10 protein-coding genes are annotated in these 12,498 nt (G+C 74.8%); 6 read left to right on the top strand and 4 right to left on the bottom strand.

Translation table 11 applies throughout. The features are described from left to right. Nucleotides 1–134: 134 nt before the first annotated feature. The 4 genes from ACW14Y_RS32475 to ACW14Y_RS32460 all read left to right on the top strand — a co-directional run bounded on the left by ACW14Y_RS32475 (nt 135) and on the right by ACW14Y_RS32460 (nt 4,100). Nucleotides 135–1,043 (top strand): acyl-CoA thioesterase, encoded by a 909-nt coding sequence (locus ACW14Y_RS32475; protein WP_266273450.1) that lies wholly within the window; start codon nt 135–137, stop codon nt 1,041–1,043. 148 nt (nt 1,044–1,191) lie between these two features. Continuing rightward, a complete protein-coding gene (locus ACW14Y_RS32470; RefSeq protein WP_340632453.1) occupies nt 1,192–1,845 on the top strand; it encodes a TetR/AcrR family transcriptional regulator in 654 nt (217 codons plus the stop codon). A gap of 277 nt (nt 1,846–2,122) precedes the next feature. Beyond that, complete coding sequence (locus tag ACW14Y_RS32465) at nt 2,123–3,766, top strand: BCCT family transporter (protein WP_402721774.1); 1,644 nt, start codon at nt 2,123–2,125, stop codon at nt 3,764–3,766. Nucleotides 3,767–3,914: 148 nt separating this feature from the next. Next, a complete protein-coding gene (locus tag ACW14Y_RS32460) occupies nt 3,915–4,100 on the top strand; it encodes a hypothetical protein (protein ID WP_380307653.1) in 186 nt (61 codons plus the stop codon). A gap of 316 nt (nt 4,101–4,416) precedes the next feature. Here the strand turns inward: ACW14Y_RS32460 and ACW14Y_RS32455 are convergent, their stop codons facing one another. After that, a complete protein-coding gene (locus ACW14Y_RS32455; protein WP_456984444.1) occupies nt 4,417–6,267 on the bottom strand; it encodes a DUF2398 family protein in 1,851 nt (616 codons plus the stop codon). A 312-nt stretch (nt 6,268–6,579) separates the two neighbouring features. On the opposite strand from ACW14Y_RS32455, the gene ACW14Y_RS32450 reads away from it, so the two are divergent. Then, nucleotides 6,580–7,344: a lysoplasmalogenase gene (locus tag ACW14Y_RS32450; RefSeq protein ID WP_456984442.1), complete on the top strand. Its 765-nt coding sequence runs from the start codon at nt 6,580–6,582 to the stop codon at nt 7,342–7,344. A 446-nt stretch (nt 7,345–7,790) separates the two neighbouring features. Here ACW14Y_RS32450 and ACW14Y_RS32445 read toward each other — a convergent pair whose 3' ends face one another. The 3 genes from ACW14Y_RS32445 to ggt all read right to left on the bottom strand — a co-directional run bounded on the left by ACW14Y_RS32445 (nt 7,791) and on the right by ggt (nt 11,362). Further along, a complete protein-coding gene (locus tag ACW14Y_RS32445) occupies nt 7,791–8,405 on the bottom strand; it encodes a hypothetical protein (RefSeq protein WP_380311992.1) in 615 nt (204 codons plus the stop codon). Nucleotides 8,406–8,573: 168 nt separating this feature from the next. Further along, nucleotides 8,574–9,377 carry an exodeoxyribonuclease III gene (locus tag ACW14Y_RS32440; protein ID WP_266273458.1) on the bottom strand — a complete coding sequence of 268 codons (804 nt, stop codon included), beginning with the start codon at nt 9,375–9,377 and terminating at the stop codon, nt 8,574–8,576. Nucleotides 9,378–9,568: 191 nt separating this feature from the next. Further along, a complete protein-coding gene (gene ggt / locus ACW14Y_RS32435) occupies nt 9,569–11,362 on the bottom strand; it encodes a gamma-glutamyltransferase (RefSeq protein WP_456984441.1) in 1,794 nt (597 codons plus the stop codon). Nucleotides 11,363–11,607: 245 nt separating this feature from the next. On the opposite strand from ggt, the gene ACW14Y_RS32430 reads away from it, so the two are divergent. Then, entirely contained in the window at nt 11,608–12,429 is an 822-nt protein-coding gene (locus tag ACW14Y_RS32430; RefSeq protein WP_456984439.1) for a hypothetical protein, read from the top strand. Nucleotides 12,430–12,498: the final 69 nt, after the last annotated feature.

Here is a 12,498-nt window from a genome sequence, read left to right as displayed (position 1 = left end):
CGCACCCGTCCGCCGCGCCGCCGTCCGACCGCCGCCGGAATCCGGCTAATGGAACACGTTCTAGCAAGAATGTTCGCCCGGACGGGTTACCCACGTCACACCGGCGGGGTGCCCCGGTCTGCCACTATGGGCCCGTGACAGAGCTGACCGAACAGGACAGACGGGCGATCGACACGGTCGGACCGTTCGCCGATCTGCTGCGGATCGAGACCCTCGACGAGAACACGTTCCGAGGCCGCTGCCACGCCGGGGCGCCGATGCGCGCGTTCGGCGGCCAGGTCGCCGCGCAGGCCCTGGTGGCGGCCGGGCGGACGATCGGGGCGGACCGCTCGGTGCACTCGCTGCACGGCTACTTCCTGATGCCCGGCAACCCGGGCCGCCCGATCGACTACCTGGTCGACCGGGTCCGCCAGGGTTCCTCCTACGCCACCCGGCGGGTGACGGCGGTCCAGCAGGGAGAGACCGTCTTCACCCTCTCGGCGTCCTTCAAGCGCCCCGAGCCGGCCGCCGACCGGCACCGCGAGATCCCCGCGCTGCCCGGCCCCGAGGAACTGCCGGACGCCTTCGCGCACTGGGACGACGAGGCCCGGGCGGCGCTGGCCGCCAGCGGCTTCGGCGCCCTGGAGCTGCGCTTCGTCCCGCCGGACGCGCCGGGCGTGCCGCCGGCCGTGCCCGGCATGCCGCAGCAGTTCGTCTGGCTGCGGGCCGGCTCCCCGCTGCCGGCCGACGATCCGCTGCTGCACGTCTGCGCCCTCACCTACCTGTCGGACCTCACCCTGGCCTCCACCGCCGGGCTGCACGTCCAGCCGAACTTCTTCCAGCGCACCGAGCCGCCCCGGCTGCTGATGGCCTCGCTGGACCACGCGATGTGGTTCCACCGGCCGTTCCGGGCCGACGAGTGGCTGCTGTTCGCCCAGCGCAGCCCGTCCTCCTCGGACGGCCGGGGGCTGGCACTCGGCGAGTTCTACGACCGAGGGGGCCGGCTGGTGGCCTCCGCCGTCCAGGAGGCGCTGATCCGCGAACGCCTCGTCGCGCCCCGCTGACCACCCGGTCCTCCCGGCCGCGCCGCCCGGCCGCCCCCGCCGCGCCCGCCGTTCGCCACCCCGACCGCACCCGGTGACCGAGGGGCGAACGGCGGGCGGCCGGACGGCGTCATATTCCTGAGCGGCCCCGGCCCGTATCATGGTGCGGGTGACCAAGGTTGACCTGTCACCACGCCCGGTGGAGGCGATGTCTCCGCGTCAGCTCGAACGCCGCGAAAGCCTGATCGCGGCGGCGCTCGCCCTGGTGAACGAGATCGGCGTCGAGCGGCTGCAGATGAAACAGGTCTGCGAGCGGTCCGGAGTCGCCCTGGGGACGGCGTACCGCTACTTCTCCTCCAAGGACCACCTGCTGGCGGCGGCGATCGCCGACTGGCACCGGCTGCTGCTGGCCGACCTGGTGGCGGAGCTGCGCGGACCGCGCGCCGGACTGGGCGCCACCGACCGGGTGGCGCGGTTCGTCCGCGGCGGCATGCGTGCCTACCAGCGGCAGCCCGAACTGGCCCGGCTGCGGGTGGCCGTCGCCGCCTCCACCGACCCCTTCGCCAGCGAGGCGCTCCAGGGCATGGCCCGGGCCGACAGCACGGCCCTCCAGGCGGTGATGGCCGACGAAGTGCCGGCCGCGGCCAGCGACCTGGTGCGGCACATCGTCGGCCACGCCTGGCAGGGCGAGCTGACCGCCTGGGTGACCGGCCGCACCACCCTGGGCGACGCCCGGCGGCGGCTGGAGGACGTGGTGCGGCTGGTGCTGAATCCGTACGAGACGCCGCACACCGCCCCGTACGAGGTCACGTCCACGGCCTGAGCCCGACCCCGAGTCCCGGCCCGCGCCCCACCGTGCCGTCGCACCGTCATGCCGCCGTGCCGTCATGCCGTCATGCCGTCATGCCGCCGTGCCGCCGTGCCGTCATGCCCGCGCGCCGTCGCGGCCAGAGCCCGCCGACGCCCCCTCAGGTCACCGCCTCCCGGCGCGCCGTCCCGACACTCCCGACGGGAACTGGACATAGTACGACATGTATCCCTTTTAGATCATGTCGCCGACGCATGCCGTCGGCCCGCCAGTACGCCGTGAGAGGTACCCCATGACCAGTCAGCCCACCGGGCCGCCGGACGAACCCGCCGCCACCCTCCCCGTCGACCGGGTGGTCTTCGGGATCGGCGCGGTCGCGGTGCTCGGGGTCGTCGCCTGGGGCATCTTCGCCGAGGACAACCTCGGCCGGACCTCCAGCACCGCCCTCGGCTGGGTCCTGCACAACTTCGGCTGGCTCTTCGTCGTCGCCGCCGACATCTTCCTCGTTCTCACCGTGCTGCTCGCGTTCAGCCGCTTCGGACGGATCCGGCTCGGCCGGGACGACGACGAACCGGAGTTCTCCACCCTCGCTTGGGTGGCCATGATGTTCAGCGCGGGCATGGGCATCGGCCTGATGTTCTACGGCGTCGGCGAGCCGCTCCAGCTCTTCGCCACCCCGCAGCCCGGCTCCGGACTCGAACCGCAGTCCGCGGCCGCCGCCCAGCAGGCGCTGGAGTTCTCCCTCTTCCACTGGACCCTGCACCCGTGGGCGATCTACGCGGTCGGCGGCCTCGCGCTCGCCTACACCACCTTCCGCAAGGGCCGGGGCAACCGGATCTCCGCCGCCTTCGTGCCCCTGATCGGCGAGCGCGGCGCCGACGGCTGGCCCGGCCGGGCGATCGACCTGCTCGCCGTCTTCGCGACCGTCTTCGGCTCGGCCACCAGCCTCGGCCTCGGCGCCCTCCAGGTCGCCGACGGCCTCGGCTACATCTCCGACATCGGCAACACCGAGCGCACCCAGCTGGTGATCATCGCCTCGCTGAGCGCCGCCTTCGTGCTCTCCGCCTTCTCCGGCGTGCACAAGGGCGTGAAGTGGCTCTCCACCGCCAATGTGGTGCTGGCCTCGCTGATCATGCTCTTCGTCTTCGTGGTCGGCCCGACCGTCTTCGTCCTGGACGCGATCCCCTCCACCGTCGGCGGCTACCTCTCCGACCTGCTCGCGATGTCCACCCAGACCGGCGCCTTCACGGACGAGAGCTGGCTCGGCAGCTGGACCATCTTCTACTGGGCCTGGTGGCTCTCCTGGGCCCCCTTCGTCGGCACCTTCATCGCCCGCATCTCGCGCGGCCGCACCGTGCGGCAGTTCCTGATCGGCGTCCTGCTGGTGCCCAGCGGGGCCACCGTGATCTGGTTCTGCGTCATGGGCGGCACCGCGATCCGGCTCGACAGCACCGGCGCCGCCGACCTCGTCGAGACCATCCCGCAGGGCGCCGAGGCCTCGCTCTTCGAAATGCTGCGCTCGCTCCCCGCCGGCACGGTGACCAGCGTGATCGCGGTGCTGCTGGTGATGACCTTCTTCATCACCAGCGCCGACTCCGCCTCGCTCGTCCTCGGCTCGCTCTCCAGCCGCGGCTCGCTGCACCCGCGCACCTGGCTGGTCGTGGTGTGGGGCGTGCTGATGGGCGGGGTCGCGGCCGCGCTGCTGCTGGCAGGCGGGCTCACCGCACTGCAGAACGCCACCATCCTGGTCGCGCTGCCGTTCGTCGGGGTGATGCTGCTGCTCTGCGTCGCACTGGTCAAGGAGCTGCGCACCGACCCCGCCGCCGGACCGTCCCGCTTCCACCCCGCGCACGGCCTGCGGGACGCCGTCCGGGTCGCCGTCGGCGAGGCCATGGCCGACGCCCGCCGCAGGGACCGGCGTCCTCCGACCGGGTGAACGCCCTCCCCGGGGTGGGCCGCCACCCGCCCCGGGGCACCGGCGTGACCTGCGGCGTTGCGGTTCTCGCCCAAGCCGACGCCCACCCCCCATCCGGACTTCACCCGCACGTAGCGATCGTTAACACCGCCCTGGAAACCTCCCTGCCATGAACGCCATCCCTCCGGCGACCCCCCAGGACCCGCGCTTCCCCATGCCCAAGCGCCACCGACGCGTCCTGGCCGGCTCCGCCGTGCTCGCCTCCATCGCCCTGGGCATCCTCGGTGTCGGCGCCACCGTCGAAACTGTCCAGCACGGCACCGTCGCCACCGCCACGGCGCCCGTCCGGAAGTAGCCCCACCTGGAAACACCGGCGCCACCGGACACGCCGACGCCACTGAACACACTGGCGCCACCGGACACACAGGCACCGGCGCACACACAGGCACCGCCTGCACCACGGCCCACCACCGCCCGCCCCGCCCCGCTGCGGCGCGGGCTTCCCCATGTCCGCACGCACCCGCCCGGGGCCGGGTGGGGACGAGGGCCGGTGCCAGCGGCGCGGGGCCGATGAGGACCGGTGAGGGGCCGGTGCGGAAGCACGGCCGGGACGCCCCCGGCAGACCGACGGACGTCGCACGGGTCGACCGGCCCCGAGGAACGTACCGGGATCAGACCGGCTGACCGGCCCGCGGGGAGACGGGGGCCGGGACCGTGAAACCGGGGTCCGGCCGGGAGTGGCGGCCGGTGCCGGGGGCCGGGAGGAGATCGGGGGCCGGCGCGTAGCGGGCGGCGGGGGCCCGGAGGAGCCAGCCCGGGGGGCGGGTGCCGCGCGGGGCGGGGGTGATCAGGCCCATCCGGTGGAGCAGGTCCAGCGCGTCGCGGCGCAGAGCGGTGCGGTCGGCGAGGTAGTCGCGGCGCCAGCCGGCCGGCAGGCCGTACTCGTCGGCGATGTCGCCCAGCACACCGTCTATCAGCGCGTCGGGGACCGGCACATCGGTGCCCGCGGTCTCGCCCGGGAGCGGCCTGACCTCCTCGACCAGGCGCTCCACCAGCAGCAGGGCCGCCTGGGCGGCCGTGTCGGCGCCGGGCAGGGCGAGGTCGGTGAGTTCCTCCGCCGGGTCGAGCAGGGCGACACCCTCGGCCCGCTGTTCCGCCTCCAGGCCGAGGAACTCGGCGAGCGCGGCCGGGCCGGTGCGGCCGTGCTCGCGCAGCCAGGCGCGCTGCTCCTCGGACAGGTCGGCGGCGAGCACCGCCGGGGTCTCGGCGAGGCGGCGGCGGACGGCGGTACCGGGCTCGGCCTCGGCGGCGCGGCGGATGAGGTCGGTGGCGTCGTCGGCGAGCGCGGGCGGGCCGACCGGGACGGCCCGGGCGAGTTCCCGGTCGACCGTCAGCACGGTGGGACCGGCGGCGGCCGGATCGGCGAGGGCGGCGGCGGGGAGGTCGCCGAGCACCTGCCAGTCGACGAGCACGGCGAACGCCATCGCGAGCTCGGCCCGGTCCGCCGGCCGCGCGGCCGGTCCCGGTCCGGGACGGGCGGCGTCCATCGCGGCGAGCAGGCCGTCCAGCGGGAGCCGCTCGGGGGCGTCGACCAGCAGGGCCAGCGCGAGGGCGAGCTGCGCGTAGCCGCCGGGGGTGAACGGAGCACCGGTGGCGGGGTGTTCGAGGCGGCGGGTGGCGCCGGGGCCGAGTCCGGCCTTGTGCAGGCGGGCGTGCCAGGGCCCGACCACCAGGCGGTAGCCGAGCAGGGTGTCGAAGCGCTCGGCGAGCCAGTCGCGGTGACGGCGGATCAGCGGGAAGCCGTCGGCGTGCGGCCCGGAGGCGGTCACCAGCGGGTGGGCGACGAGCAGCCGGGCGGCTATCCGGCGCTCGGCGGCGGTGGTCGCGGCGGAACGATCCTGCGGGACGGTACCGGCGCCCCGGGAGCGTTCGGGCTTGCGGTGGCGGCCGGGCTTGCCCGGCTTGGCGCCTGAGAGGACGACGGGCAGCGCGGCGGCGTCCCGGCGGGCGCGGCGCAGGCCGCCGGCCGGGCGCGGTTCGCGTGCGCGCAGCGGTGCGGGGGTGTGCGCGGTGGGGCCGTGCCACCAGCTGACCTCGGCGGTGGGCGGCGCGACGGCGAGGGCCGCGGCGGCGGACGGGTCGGCGGCCGGACCGGCTGTGGCGGGCCCGGTGGCCGGACCGGCGGGGGCGCCGAAGTGGCGGGCCGGGTAGAGGCCGAGGGAGGCGGCGCACAGGTCGTCGGCGGTGCCGGGCTCGGCCTCGGCGAACCAGCGCGCGAGCCGCAGCAGCCCGGGGTCGGGCGAGAGCCCGGCGGTGGAGGGGGAGCCGGAGTCGCGGACCGGTACGGCGTCCCGCGGAGCGTCCTGCGGGGCGTCAGCTCCGGTACCGGGGACGGCCCGGGGACCGGATCCGCGTACGACGACGACGGCGGCGGTGGTGCCCCGCCCCGCCCCGCCCGTGCGCCCGTCCGACGTGCCACCGGCCGTCCGCGCGGCGCCGGTCGCGTACTCCTGCTGCTCCATGTCGGGGACCAGACTAGACGGTGGGCGCCGCCCTCGCTGGCAGCCGCCCGGCTCCCGACGACATCCGGCCGAACGGCGGCCGGGCCGCGACGGGACGACCACCGGCGTCCGGACGGGCGCCGGACGGGCGGCCGACGGGCGACACGTCACCCCGGGTGCACGGCCGGACCTACGCACCGGTAACAATCTCTTCCACGCCCCCTGCCGGTCGCCCTCGGTGCCCGGCAGGACGGTGACCGGCACGGGCGCACCCGCTCCCCCGCCCCGCCACCCGCCCCGACCGCTCCCCCACCGTCCGGAGGACACCGCCGCATGAGCATCCGTACGACCACCCGCGCCGTTCTCGGCGGCCGGCTGCGCTCCGCCGGCGGCCTGCTCACCGGCTACGCCACCACCTCGGCGGCCCACCTGGGGGCGTTGCTGACCGGCACTCCCGCGCTGCGCCACGCCACCAAGCCCGCGCTGATGCCGCTGCTCGCCGCGCACAGCGTCACCAGGGCGACCGAGGCCGGCCGGCGCGCGCCGAAGCTGCTCGCGCCGGCGCTGCTGCTGAGCGCGGGCGGGGACGTGCTGCTCCAGCTCGGCGACGACACCGCGTTCCTGGCCGGAATGGGATCGTTCGCGGCGGCGCACGTCTGCTACGTGACGATGTTCGTCGGCCAGAGCGCGCTGACCGACCGGCGGCGGACGGCAGTGGTCGCGGCGGCGTACGCGACGGCCTGGGTGACGATGGTGGGGCGGCTCTGGCCCGACCTCGGGGACCTGCGGGCGCCGGTGGCCGGCTACAGCCTGCTGCTCGCCTCGACGGCGGTCGCCTCGGCCGGGCTCGGGGTCCGGGGCGGGCTCGGCGGGGCGCTGTTCCTGCTCTCGGACACGCTGATCGCCACCAAGCTGGCGAAGTGGCGGGAGCTGCCGGGGCACGATTTCTGGATCATGGCCACGTACCTCCTGGCGCAGTACCTGCTGGCGACCGGTGCACTGCGGGCCGCCGAGGAGCGGGAGGCCGGGGCCGACGTTTCGCGGGCGGCCGGAGCGCCGACGGCCACCGCGCCGGGCGCGACGCCGACCTGGGCGTGACCACGAGGACAGCGGCGACGGCGACCGCAGCGGCGACCACCACGGCCTGACGAACGCCCGGGCACACCGCACACCGCACACCGGCCGAACGTACGAGGGTGCCGTCGGACGCCCCGTCCGACGGCACCGTGACTTTGCAAAGTACCCACCAACTTTGCAAAGTGCACTTTGCAAAGTCCAGGGCCTACCCGCACACCGCGGGCCTACCCCCATCCGCAGAAACGTTCCACCCAACGAAACCAACGCCGCCGAAACGCGCGAAGGTGCCGTCGGACCCTGCGTCCGACGGCACCCCGACACCGCACAGCAGGCGGGCACTTTGCAAAGTTGACTTTGCAAAGTGCCCGAACACCCGGCACCCTGCCCAGCCACGGCCCGCGCACCGAACACCGCAGGCCACAGGCCACAGGCCACAGGGCAGCAGGCCGCGCCCGCGAAACGTCCCGTCAGACGGACCCGGCGCCGGCCGAGCGCCGCCGCAGCAGCCAGAAGCCGCCGATCCCGCCCACCACCAGCAGCGCGCCGCCCACGAGTTCCGCGGGGTCGGCAGCCACCGAGCCGCCCAGACCGGTCTTCACCGCACCGTGCGGGGCAACCTGCTGACTGCCGGCACCGGACTGGCCGAGCGAACCCGCCCACTCGCCGGCCGCCTCGCTCCAGCCACCCAGGCCCGAGGGCGCGGAGGAGCCGCCGGTCGTCACCGAGACCGTGGTCACCGTGACATTGGTGGTGAAGGCGCCGCCGTCCGGGCAGCTGCCGTCGATCTTGTTCTCGCCGCTGTTCTTGCTCGCCAGCCGGGCAGAGCCGGTGTGCTTGCCGTCGGAGCCGAGCGTGAGGGTGGCCGGGCCGCCCTCGAAGGCCGGCGAGTTGGCGGTGATGGTCTTGGCGTTGGGCTTGTCGGACTTCTCGCAGGCGACCGTGACCGTCACGGTCTGGCCCGGTGCGGCCTGGGACGGGCTGACCGAGGCCGCGCCGTCCTTGGCCAGCGCGAGGGGGGCCGTCAGGCCGGTCAGCACCGTCGCGCCGATCAAGGCGGCGGCGGCCGTACGCGTGGGGCGCATACCGGAACCTCCGGGTTCTCTCGGGCGCAGCCGGGGACTCCGAAGTCCACGTGATCGAACAACTACACCCGGTCACTCCCCGACGGTAGGCACACCCTCCGCGCCCGGCCACCGCTCTGGCCCGTTCGGGGGGCCGGACACCGTCGGTGACCGGCCCCCCGGAGAAGCTCAGAGGTCCAGGTCGACGACCACGGGGGCGTGGTCGGAGGTGCCCTTGCCCTTGCGCGCCTCGCGGTCGACGTAGCTGTCGGTGACGGCGTCCACGAAGGGCTTGTTGGCGTAGGTGAGGTCGATCCGCATGCCCCGGTTCTTCGGGAACGCCAGCTGACGGTAGTCCCAGTAGGTGTAGGGGCGGTCGTACTTGAGCGGGCGGGGCAGCACGTCGTGCAGGCCGGCCGCGTCCAGGGCGGCGAGGGCGGCGCGCTCGGCGGGGGTGACGTGGGTCAGGCCCTCGAAGGCGGCCAGGTCGAAGACGTCCTCGTCGGTGGGCGCGATGTTGAAGTCGCCGAGGACGGCGAACGGGCGCTCACCGGCGGCGTCCTCCAGCGAGGCGACCCGCAGCGCCTCCAGCCACTCCAGCTTGTAGCGGTAGTGGGCGTGGTCGACCTCGCGGCCGTTGGGCACGTAGACGGACCAGACCCGGACCGGGCCGCAGGTGGCGGCGACCGCGCGCGGCTCGACGTCGGGCAGCAGGGCGTCGTCGGCGAGGTAGCCGGGCTGGCCGGGCAGGTCGCGGACGACGTCGTCGAGACCGATCCGGGAGAGGATCGCCACGCCGTTCCAGCGGCCGTTGCCGTGCGCGGCCGTCTCGTAGCCGAGCTCGCGGACGGGCTCGTACGGGAAGGCGTCGGCGGCGCACTTCAGCTCCTGGAGGCAGAGCACGTCCGGCTTGGCGCTCTCCAGCCATTCGAGGAGCTTGGGCAGCCGCGCGGTGACGGAGTTGATGTTCCAGGTGGCGATGCGGACGGTCACGGCGGGCGGCCTTCCCGGTGGTTCGGTACGGACGGGGTGGGCGCCCCGGTCCCCCGGACGACGCCCACCCCGAATCTACCGAACGGCACCGACAACGCCGTCCGACCGCACGACGGCGCAGCAGCCGACCGCACGCCACCGCCGCAACAGCAACAGCAACAGCCGGCCGCACGACGCCAACGCGCCCGGCGTTACGGCTCGGGCCGGACCACCGCCGCCGCGCCGCCGCCGCGCCGCACCGGTTCGGCCGCGGCGACCCAGCGGCCGTCCGGCAGCCGCTCGACGCCGGTCGCCGCCCCGATCTCCGGCGTACTGGCGAACACGTGGCCGAGCGCCTCCAGCCGCGCCCGTTCGGGCAGCGCCAGGAACGCGGGCTCGGCCTGGGTGGCCGCCGTGTTGCGCTGGCTGGCGCGCGGCGCGGCGATCGCCTGTTCCAGGCTCAGCCCCCGGTCGAGGCGGCCGAGCAGCACCTGGAGGGTGGTGGTGATGATCGTCGCGCCGCCGGGCGAACCGGCCGCCAGCACGGGCTCGCCGTCCCGCAGCACGATGGTCGGCGAGAGCGAGGAACGCGGCCGCTTGCCCGGGCCGGCCAGGTTGGGGTCGGGCACGCCCGGCACCAGCGGGGTGAAGTTGAAGTCGGTCAGCTCGTTGTTGAGCAGGAAGCCCCGGCCGGGGACGGTGATGCCGCTGCCGCCGGTCTGCTCCAAGGTCAGGGTGTAGGAGACGACGTTGCCCCAGCGGTCGGCCACGGTGAGGTGGCTGGTGCTCAGCCCCTCGTAGGGCTCGGCGGCGGGCGCGGGGCCCGCGGTCGCGCAGGGGGCGGGGTGGCGCGGGTCGCCGGGTGCGATCGGGCTGGTCAGGGCGCGGTCGGGGCTGATCAGGCAGGCCCGGGAGGCGGCGTACCGGGCGGAGAGCAGCTCCTTGACCGGGACGTCGTTGAAGGCCGGGTCGCCCACCCAGCGGTTGCGGTCCGCGAAGGAGAGCCGCGAGGCCTCCAGGAAGTGGTGGTAGTACTGCGTGGCGTCGTAGTCGGCGACCTCGCCGTCCTCCAGGATGCCGAGCGCCTCGCCGACGGTGGTGCCGCCGGAGCTGGACGGGGCGATCGAGTAGAGGTCGTAGTCCCGGTAGGCGACATGGGTGGGCTGCTGACGGCGCACCCGGTAGTCGGCGAGGTCGGTGGCGTCCACCTTGCCGGGGCGGGCGACCCGGCCGGAGGCGGGATCGACCGGCGGGTGCTGGACGGTGCGGACGATGTCGGCGGCGATCCCGCCCCGGTAGAGGGCCTCGGTGCCCTCCTGGCCGAGCTGCCGGTAGGTGGCGGCGAGGTCGGGGTTGCGGAAGGTGGAGCCGACCGCCGGGAGCGCGCCGCCGGGCAGGAACAGCTTGGCGGTGTCGGGGAAGTCCTTGAACCGGGCCTGGTTGAGCGCGGTCTGGTCCTGGAAGGTCTGGTCGACGGTGAAGCCCCGCTCGGCGATCCGCCGGGCGGGTTCGAGCGCCTCGGCGAAGCTGCGCCGGCCCCAGAGGCCGACGGCGGTCTCCCAGGTGGCCGGGGAGCCGGGCACCCCGACGGACAGGCCGCTGGTGACGGCGTCGGCGAAGGGCAGCGGCTTGCCGTCCTCCAGGAAGAGCGAGCTGTCGGCGGTCCGGGAGGCGGTCTCCCGGCCGTCGATGGTGTGCACCCGGCCGGTGGCGTGGTCGTAGTAGACGAAGTACCCGCCGCCGCCGATCCCGGCGGAGTACGGCTCGGTGACACCGAGTGCCGCCGCCACCGCGACCGCCGCGTCCACGGCGTTGCCGCCCTTGCGCAGCACCTCGATCCCGGCCGCCGTGGCGTCGGCGTCCACGCTGGCGACGGCACCGCCCCGGCCGACCGCCTCGGGCACCTTCGCGGGCGGCGCCGCAGCCCCGGCCGGTCCGGCGGCGACCGTGCAGACCAGGGCCGTGGCGAGCAGCAGCGGTGGTGCGATTCGTGCCAGCGCTCTCATCCGGGGTCCTCCTGAATGTCTGAGTTGACGTCAACTCCGTTGTTTCACAGGAGCCATGACCGCGACAACAGCGCCTCGGCGCTACCAACGGGTAGTTGACACACCGCAGCGAACCGACCGATCGGCCGTTCGGCACGCGATCACATTTCGAATTCGAACGGGTGAAGAAATGAACAGGTCGTCATCACGGCGATAGCTTGTGCGGGTCGATCATGCATTCCTCACACAAAGGACCCGACTTCCCCGTGTACCAGGCCCCGCCACCGCCGTTCCCCACCGCCGTTCCCCCGGCGCCCCGCCCCTGGTGGCAGCGGCGCGGTGTGCACATCGCGAGCCTCCTCGTCTTCCCCTTCGCGACCTTCCTCATCGCCTGGACCTGGCCGAGGCCGCTCTGGAAGAAGCTGGTCAGCAGCGCGCTGGCGGCGTTCTGCTGCCTGGTGTGGATCGGCGCGGTGACCGACCCGAAGCCGGCCGCGCAGCCGCCCGCCCCGGCCGCGGCCACAACGACGCCCTCCCCCACCGAGACCTCCCCGGCCGCGGCCCCCACCCCCACCGAGGTGCCGTCACCGACGGCGGTACCGGCCGACACCCCGACCGCGGCCCCGGCGAGCCCGCCCGCCCAGCCCACCCCGGAGGCCCCGGCCGCGCCGGTCCCCACCACGGCTCCGCCGGTCCCCGTACCGCTCCCGCAGACGCACGCCCCGGAGCCGGCGGCCACCACGCCGAAGGCACCGAAGTCCACCCCGGCGGCCCCCGCCACCCGACCCGCCGACGCCGGGAGCACGGGCGGCACCACCACGACGACCGGCGGATCCGGCACCACTACCGGCAGCACCACCACCGGCGGCAGCACCACCGGCGGATCCGGTACCACCACCGGCGGTGACGGCTCGACCGGTGGGAGCTCGGCGACCGGCGGCTCCTCGACCGGCGGCAGCAGCGCGGGCACCGTTCACGCGGGCTCGTTCTGCTCACCGGCGGGCGCCACCGGCGTGACCGTCAAGGGCACGGCCATGGTGTGCGGTCCGGGTTCGGACGGCCGCAACCGCTGGCAGTCGGCCGGCTGACGCACCACCCCGGAACGCCTCCGGCGCGGGAAGTCGACCGAGCCGACTTCCCGCTCCGGAGGCGTTCGC

Source organism: Kitasatospora sp. cg17-2 (assembly GCF_054031055.1).
This window is presented reverse-complemented; position numbering and strand designations above follow the sequence as displayed.

Coding starts and splice junctions, on each gene's coding strand:
- ACW14Y_RS32465 (WP_402721774.1), top strand. CDS start 2,123: ATGACCAGTCAGCCCACCGGGCCGCCGGACGAACCCGCCGCCACCCTC.
- ACW14Y_RS32460 (WP_380307653.1), top strand. CDS start 3,915: ATGAACGCCATCCCTCCGGCGACCCCCCAGGACCCGCGCTTCCCCATG.
- ACW14Y_RS32455 (WP_456984444.1), bottom strand. CDS start 6,267: ATGGAGCAGCAGGAGTACGCGACCGGCGCCGCGCGGACGGCCGGTGGC.
- ACW14Y_RS32450 (WP_456984442.1), top strand. CDS start 6,580: ATGAGCATCCGTACGACCACCCGCGCCGTTCTCGGCGGCCGGCTGCGC.
- ACW14Y_RS32445 (WP_380311992.1), bottom strand. CDS start 8,405: ATGCGCCCCACGCGTACGGCCGCCGCCGCCTTGATCGGCGCGACGGTG.
- ggt (WP_456984441.1), bottom strand. CDS start 11,362: ATGAGAGCGCTGGCACGAATCGCACCACCGCTGCTGCTCGCCACGGCC.